General features: G+C 65.0%; 14 protein-coding genes, 1 tRNA gene and 2 pseudogenes. 11 read left to right on the forward strand and 6 right to left on the reverse strand.

Going from position 1 to position 15,667, the window contains the following annotated elements; all coding sequences use genetic code 11:
* The first annotated feature begins 40 nt into the window (after nt 1-40).
* Together MKK04_RS03540 and rimI are read left to right on the forward strand one after the other, a co-directional pair.
* Nucleotides 41-826, forward strand: coding sequence for an energy transducer TonB (locus tag MKK04_RS03540; protein WP_207832348.1), 786 nt, complete (start codon nt 41-43; stop codon nt 824-826).
* Complete coding sequence (rimI, locus tag MKK04_RS03545; RefSeq protein ID WP_046616794.1) at nt 823-1,278, forward strand: ribosomal protein S18-alanine N-acetyltransferase; 456 nt, start codon at nt 823-825, stop codon at nt 1,276-1,278. The genes MKK04_RS03540 and rimI overlap by 4 nt, the downstream gene beginning before the upstream one ends.
* Nucleotides 1,279-1,332: 54 nt before the next feature.
* Here rimI and MKK04_RS03550 read toward each other — a convergent pair whose 3' ends face one another.
* On the reverse strand, nt 1,333-2,490 hold the full coding sequence (locus MKK04_RS03550) for a hypothetical protein (protein ID WP_207832350.1): 1,158 nt from the start codon (nt 2,488-2,490) through the stop codon (nt 1,333-1,335).
* Between the two features lie 67 nt (nt 2,491-2,557).
* Between MKK04_RS03550 and MKK04_RS03555 the strand changes: the two genes are divergently transcribed.
* Nucleotides 2,558-3,139 (forward strand): D-Ala-D-Ala carboxypeptidase family metallohydrolase, encoded by a 582-nt coding sequence (locus MKK04_RS03555; RefSeq protein WP_241106247.1) that lies wholly within the window; start codon nt 2,558-2,560, stop codon nt 3,137-3,139.
* Here MKK04_RS03555 and MKK04_RS03560 read toward each other — a convergent pair.
* The gene (locus tag MKK04_RS03560; protein ID WP_241106248.1) at nt 3,079-3,996 is read right to left on the reverse strand and encodes a LysR substrate-binding domain-containing protein; all 918 of its coding nucleotides are present in this window, start codon (nt 3,994-3,996) and stop codon (nt 3,079-3,081) included. The two genes, MKK04_RS03555 and MKK04_RS03560, sit on opposite strands and share 61 nt — an antisense overlap.
* Nucleotides 3,997-4,242: 246 nt before the next feature.
* Between MKK04_RS03560 and MKK04_RS03565 the strand changes: the two genes are divergently transcribed.
* Entirely contained in the window at nt 4,243-4,857 is a 615-nt protein-coding gene (locus tag MKK04_RS03565) for a LysE family translocator (protein WP_241106249.1), read from the forward strand.
* Nucleotides 4,858-4,940: 83 nt separating this feature from the next.
* Here MKK04_RS03565 and MKK04_RS03570 read toward each other — a convergent pair.
* Nucleotides 4,941-5,017: transfer RNA gene (locus MKK04_RS03570), tRNA-Met, on the reverse strand.
* Nucleotides 5,018-5,120: 103 nt separating this feature from the next.
* A pseudogene (locus MKK04_RS03575) lies at nt 5,121-5,714 on the reverse strand (FecR family protein); the annotation flags it as partial.
* A gap of 181 nt (nt 5,715-5,895) precedes the next feature.
* On the opposite strand from MKK04_RS03575, the gene MKK04_RS03580 reads away from it, so the two are divergent.
* The 6 genes from MKK04_RS03580 to MKK04_RS03605 all read left to right on the forward strand — a co-directional run bounded on the left by MKK04_RS03580 (nt 5,896) and on the right by MKK04_RS03605 (nt 13,080).
* Nucleotides 5,896-7,110, forward strand: a complete 1,215-nt coding sequence (locus tag MKK04_RS03580; RefSeq protein ID WP_241106250.1) for an MFS transporter — start codon at nt 5,896-5,898, stop codon at nt 7,108-7,110.
* Between the two features lie 201 nt (nt 7,111-7,311).
* Nucleotides 7,312-7,449: a hypothetical protein gene (locus MKK04_RS03585; protein ID WP_233688085.1), complete on the forward strand. Its 138-nt coding sequence runs from the start codon at nt 7,312-7,314 to the stop codon at nt 7,447-7,449.
* Between the two features lie 83 nt (nt 7,450-7,532).
* Nucleotides 7,533-8,690 (forward strand): MFS transporter, encoded by a 1,158-nt coding sequence (locus tag MKK04_RS03590; protein WP_207832361.1) that lies wholly within the window; start codon nt 7,533-7,535, stop codon nt 8,688-8,690.
* A gap of 88 nt (nt 8,691-8,778) precedes the next feature.
* Complete coding sequence (locus MKK04_RS03595) at nt 8,779-9,405, forward strand: DNA-3-methyladenine glycosylase family protein (protein ID WP_207832363.1); 627 nt, start codon at nt 8,779-8,781, stop codon at nt 9,403-9,405.
* 148 nt (nt 9,406-9,553) lie between these two features.
* Nucleotides 9,554-10,612 (forward strand): bifunctional DNA-binding transcriptional regulator/O6-methylguanine-DNA methyltransferase Ada, encoded by a 1,059-nt coding sequence (gene ada / locus MKK04_RS03600; protein WP_233693830.1) that lies wholly within the window; start codon nt 9,554-9,556, stop codon nt 10,610-10,612.
* 56 nt (nt 10,613-10,668) lie between these two features.
* A complete protein-coding gene (locus MKK04_RS03605; RefSeq protein ID WP_241106251.1) occupies nt 10,669-13,080 on the forward strand; it encodes a DUF3772 domain-containing protein in 2,412 nt (803 codons plus the stop codon).
* 69 nt (nt 13,081-13,149) lie between these two features.
* On the opposite strand, the pseudogene MKK04_RS03610 reads toward MKK04_RS03605, so the two are convergent.
* Nucleotides 13,150-13,410 (reverse strand): annotated as a pseudogene (locus MKK04_RS03610) (DUF3422 family protein); the annotation flags it as partial.
* 175 nt (nt 13,411-13,585) lie between these two features.
* Between MKK04_RS03610 and MKK04_RS03615 the strand changes: the two are divergent.
* Complete coding sequence (locus MKK04_RS03615) at nt 13,586-14,104, forward strand: GNAT family N-acetyltransferase (RefSeq protein ID WP_241106252.1); 519 nt, start codon at nt 13,586-13,588, stop codon at nt 14,102-14,104.
* 130 nt (nt 14,105-14,234) lie between these two features.
* Here MKK04_RS03615 and MKK04_RS03620 read toward each other — a convergent pair whose 3' ends face one another.
* The gene (locus MKK04_RS03620) at nt 14,235-15,665 is read right to left on the reverse strand and encodes an aldehyde dehydrogenase family protein (protein ID WP_241106253.1); all 1,431 of its coding nucleotides are present in this window, start codon (nt 15,663-15,665) and stop codon (nt 14,235-14,237) included.
* Between the last annotated feature and the right edge of the window lie 2 nt (nt 15,666-15,667).

Genomic DNA, 15,667 nt, shown 5'->3' on the forward strand with positions numbered 1-15,667 from the left:
TAGAATGGCCAATTGTCTCCACCCCTCGGAAACCCGCCCCTTGCTCACCGAACCCCGTCGCCGCGCCTACCTTTCCGCCATGCAAGTGGTGCACTGGCTGCCGCGCGCCGAACTGCCGTTCGCTGCACCGTCGCGCCCCGAGCTGCTGCTGCCGGTGGCGCCGGTCGAGGCCCCCGATTTCGACGTCAGGCCGGTACCGGCTGCCAACGAGGCGCCCGCCGCCCCCCAGGCCCGTTCCGGCGAGCGGCCGAAAATCGAGATTCCGCGCCCGGGCAGTGCGCCCAAGCCTGCCGCAAAGCCCGCCGAGACCGAGGAGCAGGCCGCACCACCGCGCCCGGCCCCGGTGCCGCCCCCGCGCTTCTCGCTGCAGTTGCTGCGCGCTGGCAGTTGCTTGCTGCTGGTTGAACTGGCCACCGGCCAGCCGTTCCAGAGCCGCGATCCGTCCTATCTGCTGCTCAAGGACATGCTGCGCGCCGCCGGCCTGCCCGATGCCCCGCAGATCATCGGCGAGCCGGTGCGCTGGCCGCTGCTGGTGCGCGGCAACATGGACCAGGGCCCGGAGGCTGCGCGCGATTTCGTCCAGGGCTTTGTCCAGGCGCGCCTGGAGGACGCCCCGTGCACCTGCCTGTGGCTGATCGGCCTGCCGGCGCTGCGCTTTGCCGCCAATGCCGATGGCGATGCCTATTACCAAACCCTGAAGCTCGAAGGCCTGGGCGAAGCCTGGGCCTTGCCGGGCCTTGAACTGTTGATGGACGAGCCGCAGCGCAAGGCGGACGTCTGGAAAGCCATGCGCCAGCTGATGGCGCGCTGGAAGAGCGTTGAATGAGTGACTCGATCAGTTTCCGCCCGATGACCGAGGCGGATCTGGATGCCGTACTTAAGATCGAATATGCCGCGTTCAGTCATCCCTGGACCCGAGGGATCTTTCAGGATGCGCTCAAATCGTACGAAGTCTGGCTGATGTTCGACGGTCAGCAGCAAGTGGGCCATGGCGTGATCAACGTGATCATCGACGAGGCACATCTGCTCAACATTACCGTCAAACCGGAAAACCAGGGCCGCGGGCTGGGCCTGCGTCTGCTCGAACACCTGATGGCCCGGGCCTACCAGCTCAATGGCCGCGAATGCTTCCTGGAAGTGCGCGCCAGCAACCAGTCGGCCTACCGCTTGTACGAGCGCTACGGCTTCAACGAAATCGGCCGCCGCCGCGACTATTACCCGGTTGCCGGCGGCCGCGAGGATGCGCTGGTGATGGCCTGTACCCTGCTCGAAGACTGAGCAGGCCTGCACGGGCCCCTTCGCGGGCGTACCCGCGAAGAGACGGTATGCCGGTCACAGGTCCTGCGGCTGAGCCTCTATCGGCTTGGCCAGGTCGCGCAGGCTTCGGGTCACGCTGCCGGTATTGCATTTGGCTGCCGCCTGTTCTGGCGTGTACTTGCGCACGGTGCGGAAGAACAGCTCGCAGGTCTGTTTCTTCTGCGTCACCTGCCACTTGGTCGAGCAGGCGTCCAGCGTCAGCTTGGCATCGGCCCGTTGATTGCGCCCCATCCCCGCCTGCCAGCATGCCGCGGTCAGGTCCTGCCCCATCATTTTCAAGCCGGCGGCATTGGCTGCATCCTCGTTGCCACCGTGGCTGTCCTTGTTCGCCGCATACCAGATGGCGCTGGGGTGGTTGGCGCCCAGCACCGGCACCTTGGCCCCTGGCTGCGGGCTGATGCTGACCAGGCCCAGCACATCCACCTGCGGCCCGTACTGTTGCTGGATCCAGCTGCGTACCGGCGCGCCGAAGGCCACCATCGGCAGGGGCCTGGCGGGGTTCTGCAGGGTCATCTCGCTGACCATGCGCAGCTGGTAGTCCTTGAAGTAGCTGTAGGTGTCCTTCAGCGCTTCGCCCGCGCTGGCCGGTGCGGCGATGGGGGCGATATCGATGATGGTCTGGTAGGCCGGGGTCTGGCTGGCGTCGACGCCGTTGAATGTCAGCAGCTCGGCCCAGCGGTCGGTGGTGTTGGAGCGCAGGTAGTCCTGGGCCTGGGTCAGTGAGTAGTCCGGCGGGAAGTGCAGCAGTTCGATACTGCGGCGGTTCTGCAGGGCCATGCCCAGTGGCAGGAACAGGTACCAGTCGTAGGACCATTTGCCGTCCTTGTTCAGCCGGGTGGCCCCCTGATAGGCCAGTTCACCGCTGTCGAGCAGCTTGCGCAGCGGCTTGGCATAGCTGGCGGGTACACCACTGATGGTTGCGTGCAGGCGGTCATTGTCGCGGCTTACATGCACCTGGGCGGCGGCATGGCCGTCGCGGCGTACGCTCTGGGTCAGGTAGTGTTCGACGGTTTGCTCCAGGGTCCAGTCGCGATAACAGATCACGTGGCAGTTGTTGGGGAAGGCGAAGAGGCGGGTAACGCGCTGGGCGTCGCCCAGGTCGATGCGCGCGTCGGCGGCGGCAAGGCCGCTGAAGGCCAGGGCGGCGAGGCTCGGTAAGGCAATCTTGTGCATGCTTAACTCCTTGTTGGGCGCTGCCGTGTTCGGCAGTGTTGCACATACTGTGGCAGGGGGAGCAGGGATGAAAAGGGCTGGATGGCTGGCGCTGGCACTGGGCATGCTGTGTGCTGCAGCGCAGGCCGATGAGCGTGATCTGTGGTTGTTCGCGCAATGGGCCGGGGACCATCAGACCCGGCCGTTTCGCGAGATGCTGGTGGATGCGCGCCTGTATGGCGTGGTACCGATCCATCAGTTGCTGCGTTCGGCCTCGGACTGGAAGCTGTGCCACGCGTCACCCTTCGCCGTGCCACCTGCCAGCAACTGGCCGGCAGTGCGCTCGACGCTCTCGCTGATCAAGGCGCTCGACGACCAGGGCATCCTGCGCCAGTTCGAGGTGGTTTCGGCCTACCGCGACCCACGCCTGAACGTCTGCGCCGGCGGGGCAGCCAACAGCGCCCACACCCGTGCCTTCGCCGTCGATATCCTGCTACCCGCCTGGGCGGACCCCAACCCGCTGTGCCGTTTCTGGCAGCAGTATGGCCAGGCCTGGAACATGGGCCTGGGGCGCTATCCGTCCGGGCGTATTCATGTAGATACCGCGGGTTACCGCACCTGGGGTGGTGATGGCCGTTCGGGTTCGTCGTTCTGTATCAAGCCCAGATGAGCCAGGCAGCCCCGGCATTCGCCCATCACCCATGCGGCGAAGCGCTGGCGCCTGCCGCCGTCTTCCAAGGGCTGCGGGCTGAGCAGGTGGTAGGCCGAGCCGTCGCGTACAAAGCCGAATGGCGCCTGCAACTGCCCGCTGTCGAGTTCGTCACGCACCATCAGGGCTGAGGCCATGGCCAGGCCCAGGCCGGCGCTGGCAGCCTGAATCGACAGGTAGAAATGCTCGAAGTCGCTGCGCTCGGTGTGCCGAGCCTGCTGGCCGCTCAGGCGCAGCCAGGTGGGCCAGGCCCCGGGGCGGGTGGCGCTGTGCAGCAGGCGTTGGCCTTCAAGCTGGATGGGGGAGGTGGGGTGACACACCGGGCCGATCCATTCGTCGCAGATTTTCTGGTTGTACAGCTGCTTGTCCCAGTGGAAGTCGTCGCGGCGAATTGCCAGGTCGACACCGCTGCGGGCGAAGTCCAGGGGCCCGCCTGCGGCCACCAGGTGCAACTGCAGGTCGGGGTGGGCGGCATGGAAGCGGGGCAGGCGGGGGATCAGCCAGCGCATGGCAATGGTCGGTTCGCACGACAGCACCAGCACGTTGTCGCGGGCCTGTTGCTGCAAACGCTGCACGGCGCCTTCGAGCTGCTCGAAGATCGCCTGGGTGGTGCCCTGCAAGGCGCGACCGGCAGGGGTGAGGAAAATGGCCCGGTTGCGGCGCTCGAACAGCTCCACGCCAAGGCTTTCTTCAAGCAGGCGCACCTGGCGGCTGACCGCGCCGTGGGTGACGTGCAGGTGCTCGGCGGCGCGCACGAAACTCTCGGTTTTGGCGGCGATGTCGAAGTAGCGGAAGGCGTTGAGTGGGGGCAGTTTCATGGCATCCCTGGTTGCCTGTACCGGCCTCTTCGCGGGTAAACCCGCTCCCACAGGAACTTCTCCGAACCTGAGGGCGGCGCATCACCTGTGGGAGCGGGTTTACCCGCGAAGAGGCCGGCACAGGTTCTATATAACTGTGAGGAAAGCTATCAGATTTGCTTCACTATAAATCGATTTTTCCCGGCCTATAAGCTCTCGATAATTGCGTGGTCTGTGCATTTCCATCGCCTATCGAGAGCCACCAGCATGACCGAACTCATCGCCGTCGCCCTGTTCACCCTGCTCGCCGTCATCAGCCCTGGTGCCGACTTCGCCATGGTCACTCGCAGTAGTTATGCACAAGGCCGCAAGGCCGGGCTGGCTGCCGCCGTGGGCATTGCATTGGGGGTGCAGGTGCATGTCCTGTACACGGTGCTGGGCATCGCGGTGATCATCAGCCAGAGCCCGGCCTTGTTCCTGGGCATGAAAGTGCTAGGCGCGGGTTACCTGGTTTATCTGGGCTACCAGTCGCTCACCAACACCCGGCGCATCAGCCTCGTCGGGGGCGCCGCATCCGCCGCCAGCGTGACGCAGGCCCTGCGCACGGGCTTTCTGACCAACGCCTTCAACCCCAAGACCATGCTGTTCGTCATCAGCGCCTTCACCCAGGTGGTGAAGCCCGGTAGCCCGCTGGTGCTGGATTTTGCCTACGGCGCTTTCATGTCCGTTGCTCACTGGCTGTGGTTCAGCCTGGTGGCGGTGTTCTTCTCCAGCACGGCATTGCGCAAGGCGATGATCGAGCGGCAGATGCTGGTGGACCGGGTGATCGGTGTGGCGCTGATAGGGCTTGGCCTGGCCGTGGCTGTTACCGGCATGCGCTGAGGCGGGAGAAGGAGGGCAGGCCTGTGGTATTTTTCGCAGGCAAAGAAAAAGGGCCTACCTTGCGGTAAGCCCTTTGTCTTGTTTGGTGGCTACACAGGGACTTGAACCCCGGACCCCAGCATTATGAATGCTATGCTCTAACCAACTGAGCTATGTAGCCGATGGCGCGCATTATTCTCTTGAACGGCCCCCCTGTCAACACTCATTTCAAAAAAAATTTGCACGCTTTCAAAAACTTAGCGGCCAGGCCCGCTTTCTGCGTGGCCCAACGGCATGTCGCTGGCTTTCAGGTGCCCGTTGCGCCAGCTGCCGACGGCCTTGAGGTCGGCTTTGCGCACCGGGCCGATACGCGAGCCATCGAAGGTTACCCGCTCGCCCGCCGACACCAAGCGCTGTTCGCCGCCCTGGATAATCATTGCCTGGCCACTGAGCACCACCAGTTCGTCATGGCCTGCATGGCGGGCGACCTGCAGGCGGGTACCGAACACCTGAATGCGCGCATCGCCCACTGTCACCTCCATGGCCCGGCCGTCGAGCATCACTTCCAGGTACACCTGGCCCTGCACCAGTTGTAGTTCGCGTGTACTGCCGCGCAGGTCGGCGTTCATCGCGCTGGCGCTATCCAGGTGCAGAGTGGTGCCATCGGCCAGGCGCAGGCTGCGAAGTTCACCTGCATCGGTATGCAATTGGCTGCCCAGGCGCTGCATCAGCGGCCAGTACAGGTATGCGGCAGCGCCCAGCCCCAGCAGGAACAGCAGCGCCAGCCATTTGCCCAAGTGGCTGCGGCGCGCATTGATCTGTCGCGGGCGGGGGCGAGTGGTCGGCGGCTGCAATTGCCTGGCGGGCATCGGGCTCATGAATTCGGTCTGCTCGCGATAGGGGCCGTTTCGCCCAACGATGACAGGGGAATGGGCCGATGATGCTAATTATATTGAGAAGCATTTACAAGTGCGCTGCGACAGATGAATAAAAAAGGTAGCTAAGTATCTATTCGTTTCCCGATAATCGGATCCCAAACTACGGATGGAGAGTCGGCACATGGCTATCAGTAGCGCCTCCACGGCGCCCACCAGTGCGGCGTCGAGCCAAGCCACGCCGCTGGTGATGCGCATCATCGGTTTCTGCGCCCTGGCGCACCTGATCAATGACCTGATCCAGTCGGTGCTGCCGGCGATCTACCCGATGCTCAAGGCCAACTACGACCTGAGTTTCGCCCAGATCGGCATGATCACCCTGACGTTCCAGATCACCGCCTCGCTACTGCAGCCTTGGGTCGGCTTCTTCACTGATCGCCGCCCGGCACCGAACCTGTTGCCGCTGGGCACCCTGTGCACCCTGGTGGGTATCGTGATGCTGGCCTTCGTCGGCAGCTTCCCGATGATTCTGCTGGCCTCGGCGCTGGTGGGTATCGGCTCGTCGACCTTCCACCCGGAGACCTCGCGTATCGCGCGCCTGGCCTCGGGTGGGCGCTTCGGCCTGGCCCAGTCGACCTTCCAGGTCGGCGGCAACACCGGCTCGGCCCTGGGCCCGTTGCTGGCGGCGGCCATTGTCATTCCGTTCGGCCAGAGCCACGTGGCCTGGTTCGGCCTGGCTGCGCTGTTCTTCCTCGGCGTCACCCTGATGCTGCGTGGCTGGTACAAGGAGCACCTCAACCAGGCCAAGGCGCGCAAGGCAGTGCAGGCGACCCACGGCATTTCCCGCGGGCGGGTGATCGCGGCGCTGATCGTGCTGGGCCTGCTGGTGTTCTCCAAGTACTTCTACATGGCCAGCTTCACCAGCTACTTCACTTTTTACCTGATCGAGAAGTTCGATGTGTCGGTGGCCAGTTCGCAGCTGCACCTGTTCCTGTTCCTCGGTGCGGTGGCGGCAGGTACCTTCTTCGGCGGACCGATCGGTGACCGGATCGGGCGCAAGGCGGTGATCTGGTTCTCGATCCTTGGCGTGGCGCCGTTCACCCTGGTGCTGCCGTATGCCGACCTGTTCTGGACCACGGTGTTGAGCGTGGTGATCGGCTTTATCCTGGCCTCGGCGTTTTCCGCGATCGTGGTGTATGCGCAGGAGCTGGTGCCGGGCAGCGTGGGCATGATTGCCGGGATCTTCTTCGGGCTGATGTTCGGTTTTGGCGGTATTGGCGCGGCGCTGCTGGGGTATGTGGCAGACCTGCGCGGTATCGAATATGTGTATGGGCTGTGCTCGTTCCTGCCGTTGTTCGGCGTGTTGGCGGTGTTCTTGCCGAGTACCGGTAAGCGCTGATATTGCCGGGGCTGCTTTGCAGCCCATCGCCGGCAAGCCAGCTCCCCACCTCGACCACATCGGCCTCAAGCCATGCGCAGTCCCTGTAGGAGTCTGGCTTGCCGGCGACGGGGCGCGCAGCGGCCCCCGACGATTGACGGCCTGACACCCTTGGCCTAGAGTGCCGCCTCTTTCCAGACCACCTGCGTAGTAGCCAAAGCAATGTGCCGTACCCAGTCCCTGCCAAACACCCGCCAGCCGGCCCTCCAGGCCCTGCGTCGTGCGTGGCCGAGCGACACGGTGCTCAAGCGTCGCCGCAGCGTGCTGTTTGCCTTCACCTTCTCGCCACACCTCGCCTGAACTGATCTGCGCTTACGCGTCGCTCGCCGCCCTGGCGTGCGCGCCTGTGTCTGCACGTCTTTTCGGTTTGCAAGGAGTGGTACATGAACATGCGTTTGCTGGCGGGCTTGTTGTTCGCCGTTTCGGTCGTGGGTTTCAGTTTGGGGGCCAGCCTGCCGCTGGTGTCGTTGCGCCTGCATGAGGCCGGTGCAAGTACCCTGGAAATCGGCATCATCTCGGCCATACCCGCCGCGGGCATGATGCTCTCGGCGTTCCTGGTCGACGCCTGCTGTCGCCACCTCACCCGGCGCACCATCTACCTGCTGTGCTTCAGCCTGTGCACGCTCAGCATTGCCTTGCTCGAGTCGGCGTTCGGCTCGCTGTGGCTGCTGGCGCTGTTGCGCCTGGGCCTGGGGCTGGGCATGGGGATCGCCATCATCCTCGGCGAGTCGTGGGTCAACGAGCTGTGCCCGGAGCACAACCGCGGCAAGATCATGGCCCTGTACGCCACCAGCTTTACCGGTTTCCAGGTGCTCGGCCCGGCCATGCTGGCGGTGCTGGGCGCCGACAGCCCATGGATCACCGCTGTGGTCACCGCCTGCTATGGCCTGGCGCTGCTGTGCATCGTGCTGACCGTGCCCAACGACCATGTGGAACATGAAGAGGGTGAAAAGAGCTTCGGCCTGGCCGGTTTCTTCCGCGTGGCGCCGGCGTTGTGCGTGGCGGTGCTGTTCTTCTCGTTCTTCGATGCCGTGGTGCTGTCGCTGCTGCCGGTGTATGCCACCAGTCATGGCTTTGCCGTGGGTGTGGCGGCGCTGATGGTGACCGTGGTGTTTGCCGGCGACATGGTGTTCCAGTTGCCGCTCGGCTGGTTGGCCGACCGGGTGGAGCGCACCGGGTTGCACCTGGTATGCGGGCTGCTGGCGATGGCGATCGGTATCGGCCTGCCCTGGCTGCTGAACATGACCTGGCTGCTGTGGCCGCTGCTGGTGCTGCTGGGCGCAGTGGCAGGGGGTATCTACACCCTGGCGCTGGTGCTGATCGGGCAGCGCTTCAAGGGCCAGGACCTGGTCACCGCCAATGCCAGCGTGGGGCTGCTGTGGGGCGTGGGTAGCCTGGTCGGGCCGCTGGTGAGCGGTGCGGCGATGGATGTGGCGCCGCATGGTCTGCCCATCGCACTGGCGCTGATGGCCGGGTTGTTCGTGTGCTTTGCCCGGCAGTCCTACCGGCGCGCGGGGCGGTTGCGGATGATTGCCGACTGACGGTCAGGAATTGGTTGCGCAAGAACCGGCGTTTGCCCGATGAGCGGCTGCGCTAAGCTGGACCTGCAATCGACTTGATGGAGGTTCCATGATCCTGGCCGACCTTTCGCCTGACGCCTACCGCGAGGCCACCGAATACCTGGCGGCGCTGGACCCGGACTGGGCACGGCATATCGCAGCGACCGGGCCTTGCCTGCACCAGGCCACGCCGGGGCGGGAGCCTTATGAGGTGTTGGTGCGGGCGATCGCCTACCAGCAACTGCATGCCCGTGCTGCCGAGGCAATTCTTGGGCGCTTGCTGGCGCTGTTCCCGGAGGCTGCGTTCCCAGGGCCAGAGCAATTGTTGGCGGTTACACCGGAAACCATGCGCGCTTGTGGTTTTTCCGCGAGCAAGCTGGCGACGATCCAGGGCATTGCCCAGGGCCGTCTGGAGGGTGTGGTGCCGACCCGGGAGGAGGCACTGGCCATGTCTGACGAGGCGTTGATCGAACGGCTGGTGACATTGCGCGGGGTAGGGCGGTGGACGGTGGAGATGTTGCTGATCTATAGCCTGGCGCGTTCGGACGTGCTGCCGGTGGACGATTTTGGCGTGCGCGAGGGGTATCGGCGGATGAAGGGGCTGGACACGGCGCCGACGCCGGCGCAGATGCGTTCGCTGGGCGGCGGTTGGCGGCCGTACCGCACCGTGGCGGCCTGGTACCTGTGGCGGGCCTGAGGTTTTGCACTGCCTGGGCCGGTCTCTTCGCGGGTAAACCCGCTCCCACAGGGATTTCCACAGCCTGGAATGTCTATGCAGTACCTGTGGGAGCGGGTTCACCCGCGAAAGGGCCGGCACAGGCGACAACCAATCTGGACATTTACTAATGAACCCCTACACCACCCCCGACCAACGCTGGCAAGCCGTAGAATCCCGCGAAACCGCCGCCACCGGCCACTTCGTCTACGCCGTGCGCACCACCGGGATCTACTGCCAGCCCGGCTGCAAATCACGCCTTGCCAAGCGAACCAACGTCGAGTTCTACGACACCCCAGCCGCCGCCGAAGCCGCCGGCTACCGCGCCTGCAAACGTTGCACCGCCACCAGCAACCCCAGCGCCACCCGCCACAGCCAGCTGGTCACCCGCGCCTGCCGCCTGATCGAAGCCAGCGACCCCGCCCCCGGCCTCGACCAACTCAGCGCCCAACTGGCTGTCAGCCCTTTCCACCTGCACCGCCTGTTCAAGGCCGAAACCGGGCTTACCCCCAAGGCCTACGCCACCGCCTTCCGCGCCCGGCGCCTGCGCGCGCACCTGGAAGATGGCCAGCGCTCGGTCACCGATGCCATCTACGATGCCGGCTACAACTCCAACAGCCGCTTCTACGAAAGCGCCGACCAGCGCCTGGGCATGCGTCCGCGGCAATACCGCGCCGGCGGCGCCGGGGCAACCATCCACTTCGCTCTCGGCCAGTGCTCTCTGGGTGCGATCCTGGTCGCCCAGAGCGAGAAGGGCATTTGCGCGATTCTGCTGGGCGACGACCCCGAGGCCCTGCTGCACGACCTGCAGGACCAGTTCCCCAAGGCCCGGCTGATCGGCGGCGACAGCGCCTACGAACGGCTGGTTGCCGAAGTGGTGGGCTTCGTCGAAGCGCCGGCACTGGGCCTGGCCCTGCCACTGGATGTGCAAGGCACGGCCTTCCAGGAACGGGTGTGGCAGGCCCTGCGCGAGGTGCCGGCCGGTAGCCGGGTCAGCTACACCGACATCGCCGAGCGCATCGGCGCACCCAAGGCGGTGCGCGCGGTGGCCATGGCCTGCGCGGCCAACCACATCGCCGTGGCCATCCCCTGTCATCGGGTAGTGCGTCGGGACGGCGACATCAGCGGCTACCGCTGGGGCGTCGAGCGCAAACAGCAACTGCTCAAGCGAGAAACGGCACTCTCCTGATCGCGTGAAGCCGAGTAGAATCCGCCGCCAAATCGAATTGTAAAGAGGAATATTCGATGAGGCGTGTCAGCCTTGCCCGTTATTGTCCAGGCCTTATGGTCCTGATGGCCCTGATGCTGGCGCTCGCCAGCCCGGCCTGGTCGGCCCCGGCCACACCCTTGTCCAACCTGGCGGTTGCCGAAGCGCCCGTGCTGGATGAGAACGCCAGCTTCGAGCAACTGAGCGAGCGGCTGGACCAGATCCGTCAGGGGGTCACCAACGAGGCCAACGACGATCTGCTGTCGCAACTGCGCCTGGGCGCCATGCAGGTTCAGCGCCAGGCCGATGCGTTGACTGCCCTGCGCACCACGGATGTGGAAAAAGTCGACGACCAGCTCAAGGTCATCGGCCCGGTCCAGCCGGACGAGGCCGCCACCCTGACCCAGCAGCGTAAAGCGTTGGAAGCCGAGAAGAAGGCCTTGGTAGCCCAGCAGGACCAGGCTGCCAAGCTGACCCAATCGGCCCGCGACCTGTCCACGCAAATCGTCAACCTGCGGCGCAGCCAGTTCAACTCGCAGATCACCAGTCGCGCGGCCTCACCGCTGAGCCCGGCATTCTGGCAGAGCATCATTCGTCCCACCCAGGACGATGTGGGGCGCCTGCGTGACCTGCGTGGCGAGACGGCCGATGCCATCGGCAGTGCCTTCAGCGCCGAACATCGCTGGCTGTTCATTACCAGCCTGGTGGCGGCAATCCTGGTCTGGACTTTGGTGCGCCGCGTGCTCGAGCGTTTGCTGGCCAACGCCATGGTCAGCTGGCTACCCGAAGGCCGCCTGCGCCGCAGTTCGTTGGCGCTGGGTGTGAGCCTGGCAACCCTGGGTACCATCGCCGGCTCGGTCTCGCTGCTGCGTTGGGGGCTGGAGAGCAGCGCCGAGCTGGGCTCCGATATCGCCAGCCTGGCCAACCATGTGCTCGCCCTGGTGGTGTTCAGCGCCTTCATCACTGGTCTGGGCCGCGCCATGCTGATGCTGCAACGCCCGTCCTGGCGCTTGCCGCCGATCCACGACGAAGTGGCCAGCGCGCTGGGCTGGTTCCCCAAGGTGCTGGCGTTGGCACTGATGGTCATGATGACCATGGAGCGCATCAACAGCGTGATTGGTGCCAGCCTGGCGCTGACCGTGGCGGTCAACGGCCTGACCGCGCTGGTGGTGGCGGTCACCTTCGCCTGTGCGCTGCTGCGATACCGCCGTACCCTGCGCAAGCATGACCTGGAACAGCCCACGGGCCTGGCCGGGTTGATCCCGTTCGTGATGGTGATCTGGCTGACGCTGATCCTGCTGGCCCTGCTCACCGGTTACCTGACACTCGCCTACTTCCTCACTGCCAAGCTGCTGTGGGTCAGCCTGGTGGTCACCTGTGCCTACCTGCTGACCACCTTCTTTGGCGACCTGTGCGAAACCCTGCTGTCGCCCCGCCAACCCGGTGGCCTGGCGCTGGCCTCGACCCTGGGTCTGGCGCCGCGTCACCAGGCCCAGGCCAGCACCATCCTGGCCGGCATCGGCCGCACCGTGGTGCTGTTCCTGGCACTGCTGCTGGCACTGATGCCATCGGGCACCAGCCCCAGCGAGCTGCTGCTGAGCCTGGGCGACTGGGACGAAACCGGCGGCAAGCTGCTCGGCAACATGAACATTGTCCCCCAGGACATCCTGTTGGCGGTGGTGATGTTCCTCGGCGGTCTGTTCGCCATCCGCGTGGTCAAGCGCTGGCTGAGCGATCGCCTGCTGCCGGAAACCGACATGGACGCCGGCATGCGTGCCTCGCTGGTGACCCTGGTGGGTTACCTGGGCTTCATCTTCCTGGCCATGCTGGTGATGTCGACCCTGCGCATCAACCTCACCAGCCTGACCTGGGTGGTCAGTGCCCTGTCGGTGGGTATCGGTTTCGGCTTGCAGCAGATCGTGCAGAACTTCATCTCTGGCCTGATCCTGCTGACCGAGCGCCCGGTGAAGGTGGGCGACTGGGTCAGCCTGGCGGGCGTCGAGGGCGACATTCGCCGTATCAACGTGCGTGCCACCGAGATCCAGATGTCCGACCGTTCGACGGTAATCGTGCCCAACTCGCAGTTCATTTCCCAGAACGTGCGCAACGTGACCATGGGCAATGCCTTGGGCGTGGTCGGCATTACGCTGACGCTGCCGCTGGAGACCGATGCCAACCGCGTGCGTGAACTGCTGCTGGCGGCTTACCAGGAGCACGAGGCGATTCTGGATGCGCCGGCCACCTCGGTGTCGTTCAAGGACCTGACCAGCAGCGGGATGGTGATTGGCGTGAGTGGTTACGTGGCGGGGCCACGGCAGGTGTCTGGTACCCGTAGCGACCTGCTGTTCACCATTCTTGGGCGCCTGCGTGATGAAGGCATTTCCTTGTCGTCGCCGCAGAGCATGGTGTTGGTGCAAGAGGGCAATCGCTCGGCTGACGAGTCGGTGTGAAGCCAATCGCCGGCAAGCCGGCTCTCACAAGGGCCGCGTCGTCTTCAAGCCATACGCAGTACCTGTGGGTTGCGGGGCGATAGCCTCGGCCAGCACCGGCTGCAGTGCAGGGCACCACCAGGGTCAGGGTGAAGAACTCGGTGTGCCGCTCCCACTTGAACGGATGCCCATCCAGGCGGGTGATGCCCTGGGCGGTTGCGGTGTCCAGGGCATCCGGGCAGCAGCGTCGCCGCCGAGCAAGGCCAGGTGGAAGACATGCGCCGGGCCGTCGAAATACAGCGACGGGCAGGCGTGCAGTTCATTGTGCAAGGCGGTGCATTGAGGGTGCATGGGTGGTCCGGCCTGGTGTTGTGATTTTGGGGGGACCAGGGAGTGGGACTTTGCCGGGGGCCGTGAAAGTTACCTGTTGGTGACACATTTCCAGTGACACATATTGTCGCAGCGCAGCCGGCAGCTACCGCGAGATTGCGCATACAGTAGCTATTCGACGAGCAGGGAGAACCGAATGCAACCCACACTGTATACGCCACGTTTGCAGCTTCGCCCCCTCGCCCAGCGCGATGCGTCTGCCATCGAGGGCTTGCTGCAGGACCGGGAAATCGCCCAGATGACCTCGCTCATTCCCTTTCCTTACCCGCCAGGCCTGGCGAGTGCCTGGATTGGCCGGCACCCACAGCTCTGGGCGGCCAGGGAAGGGGTGGTATGGGGGATCTGCTGCCGTGATGAGGGAACGCTGATGGGGGTGATTTCGTTGCGGGAGCTGGGCGGTGCAGCACCGGTGCTGGGGTATTGGCTGGGCAAGGCGTTCTGGGGCAATGGCCATGCCACCCAGGCTGCCAGCCGGGTTTGCCGGTATGCCACTGATGAGCTGGGGATCCCTACCCTGGCGGCCAGTTGCCTGAAGCGGAACATTGCGTCCGCCAAGGTGTTGAGCCGGGTGGGGTTCAAGGTCGTCGGGCTAGGGTTCGAGTTGCTCGACAACAAGCCGGGCCATGAAGCGGTTGTGTATCACCGCCTGGGGTAGGGGCTTGCCGGCGAATGGGCCGCATGGCATGTGTTGCCTGCACCGGCCTCTTCGCGAGTAAACCCCCTCCCACAGGTACGGCGCTGCCCTTCAGGCCTGCGCTATCCCTGTGGGAGCGGCCGCAGAAATCTCAGCCCAGACACCGCGTCACATGCTTGACCGACTGGTAGGCCGACAACCCCCACGGCCCCAGCTCACGCCCGATCCCGCTGCCCTTGGTACCACCCCATGAGGTCTCGACGAACACCGCCTGTACCGAGTTGATCCACACATGGCCAACCTCCAGCGCATCGGCCACTCGCTCGGCGCGCTCCAGGTCGGCGGAGCACACCGTCGCCACCAGCCCGAAACGGCTGTCGTTGGCCTCGGCAATCGCCTGTTCCTCGGTAGCAAAGCGCCGTGCGCACAGTACCGGGCCAAAGATTTCCTCGGTCCACAGGCGGCTGTCTTTCGGCACATCGGCATACAGCGTCGGGCTGACGAACCAGCCATCCCGGTCCAGCGCCTTGCCACCGGCCAGGCACTGCAGGCCTTCTTCCCGCGCCGTGGCAAAGTAGCTGGCCACCTTCAACCACTGGGCCTGACTGGTCAGTGGCCCCATATCGACCTCTTCGGTCAACGGATTACCGACCCGCAGGTTTTCCAGTGCAGCCTGCAAGCGCGTTAGCAGCGCATCGGCAATGCCGTCCTGCACCAGCAGCCGCGAAGTGGCCGAGCACATTTGCCCGGCATTCCAGGTGATGCCGGCGACGATCCATTCCACAGCCTGGTCGACATCGCAATCATCGAACACCACGATCGCCGACTTGCCACCCAGTTCCAGCGTCACCGGCCGGCACTGCGCCGACGCGCTGCGCATCACCTGGCTGCCGACGCTGTTGCTGCCGGTGAACGACAGTTTGTCCAGGCCGTTGTGGTTGCTCAGTGCGGCGCCAGTCTCGGCCTTGCCGTTGACGATGTTCAACACCCCGGCCGGCAGCCCCAGGGCATCGGCGATCTGGCCGTAGGCCTGTTCGATCAGCGGGGTGACTTCCGAGGGCTTGAGCACCACGGTGCAACCGGCAGCCAGGGCCGGGGCGAGCTTCCAGGCGCTGGTCACCAGCGGGAAGTTCCACGGCACGATCAGGCCGACCACGCCCACCGGCTCCAGGCGAGTGCGCGCAGTGAAACCCGGTGCAACCAAGGGTACGTCACGGTTCTTCGATGGCAGTTGCTCGGCCAGTTCGGCGTAGTAGCTGAAGGTGGCGATGGCGTCGTCCAGGTCGATTTCCGCTTCGTGACGTGGTTTGCCGTTGTTGCGCATCTGCAAAGTGATCAGCGCTTCGCGGCGTTGGCCGAGTTGCTCGGCAAAACCGCGCAGGTAGGTGGCGCGTTCGCTGGCGCTGGTGTTTTTCCAGGCGGGCAGGGCGCCACGGGCAGCGGTCACGGCCTGGTCTACCTGGGCGACGCTGGCGGCCATCAGTTCGGCGAACGGTTGCCCCAGCGCAGGGTCATTGACGCTGATGCAGTCGCTGCCCTGGCCTTCGACCCAGCGGCCGGCGATGTAGTGGGAAGTGGTCATGG

It is taken from the genome of Pseudomonas sp. LS.1a, from assembly GCF_022533585.1.
In the GTDB taxonomy this organism is placed as follows: Bacteria; Pseudomonadota; Gammaproteobacteria; order Pseudomonadales; family Pseudomonadaceae; genus Aquipseudomonas.

Excerpts from the sequence above, each read along its gene's own strand:
- MKK04_RS03605 (WP_241106251.1), top strand. The coding sequence starts at position 10,669 with ATGAGGCGTGTCAGCCTTGCCCGTTATTGTCCAGGCCTTATGGTCCTG.
- MKK04_RS03585 (WP_233688085.1), top strand. The coding sequence starts at position 7,312 with ATGTGCCGTACCCAGTCCCTGCCAAACACCCGCCAGCCGGCCCTCCAG.
- MKK04_RS03560 (WP_241106248.1), bottom strand. The coding sequence starts at position 3,996 with ATGAAACTGCCCCCACTCAACGCCTTCCGCTACTTCGACATCGCCGCC.
- MKK04_RS03555 (WP_241106247.1), top strand. The coding sequence starts at position 2,558 with ATGAAAAGGGCTGGATGGCTGGCGCTGGCACTGGGCATGCTGTGTGCT.
- rimI (WP_046616794.1), top strand. The coding sequence starts at position 823 with ATGAGTGACTCGATCAGTTTCCGCCCGATGACCGAGGCGGATCTGGAT.
- MKK04_RS03550 (WP_207832350.1), bottom strand. The coding sequence starts at position 2,490 with ATGCACAAGATTGCCTTACCGAGCCTCGCCGCCCTGGCCTTCAGCGGC.
- MKK04_RS03580 (WP_241106250.1), top strand. The coding sequence starts at position 5,896 with ATGGCTATCAGTAGCGCCTCCACGGCGCCCACCAGTGCGGCGTCGAGC.
- MKK04_RS03595 (WP_207832363.1), top strand. The coding sequence starts at position 8,779 with ATGATCCTGGCCGACCTTTCGCCTGACGCCTACCGCGAGGCCACCGAA.
- MKK04_RS03565 (WP_241106249.1), top strand. The coding sequence starts at position 4,243 with ATGACCGAACTCATCGCCGTCGCCCTGTTCACCCTGCTCGCCGTCATC.
- MKK04_RS03590 (WP_207832361.1), top strand. The coding sequence starts at position 7,533 with ATGAACATGCGTTTGCTGGCGGGCTTGTTGTTCGCCGTTTCGGTCGTG.
- MKK04_RS03615 (WP_241106252.1), top strand. The coding sequence starts at position 13,586 with ATGCAACCCACACTGTATACGCCACGTTTGCAGCTTCGCCCCCTCGCC.
- MKK04_RS03620 (WP_241106253.1), bottom strand. The coding sequence starts at position 15,665 with ATGACCACTTCCCACTACATCGCCGGCCGCTGGGTCGAAGGCCAGGGC.
- ada (WP_233693830.1), top strand. The coding sequence starts at position 9,554 with ATGAACCCCTACACCACCCCCGACCAACGCTGGCAAGCCGTAGAATCC.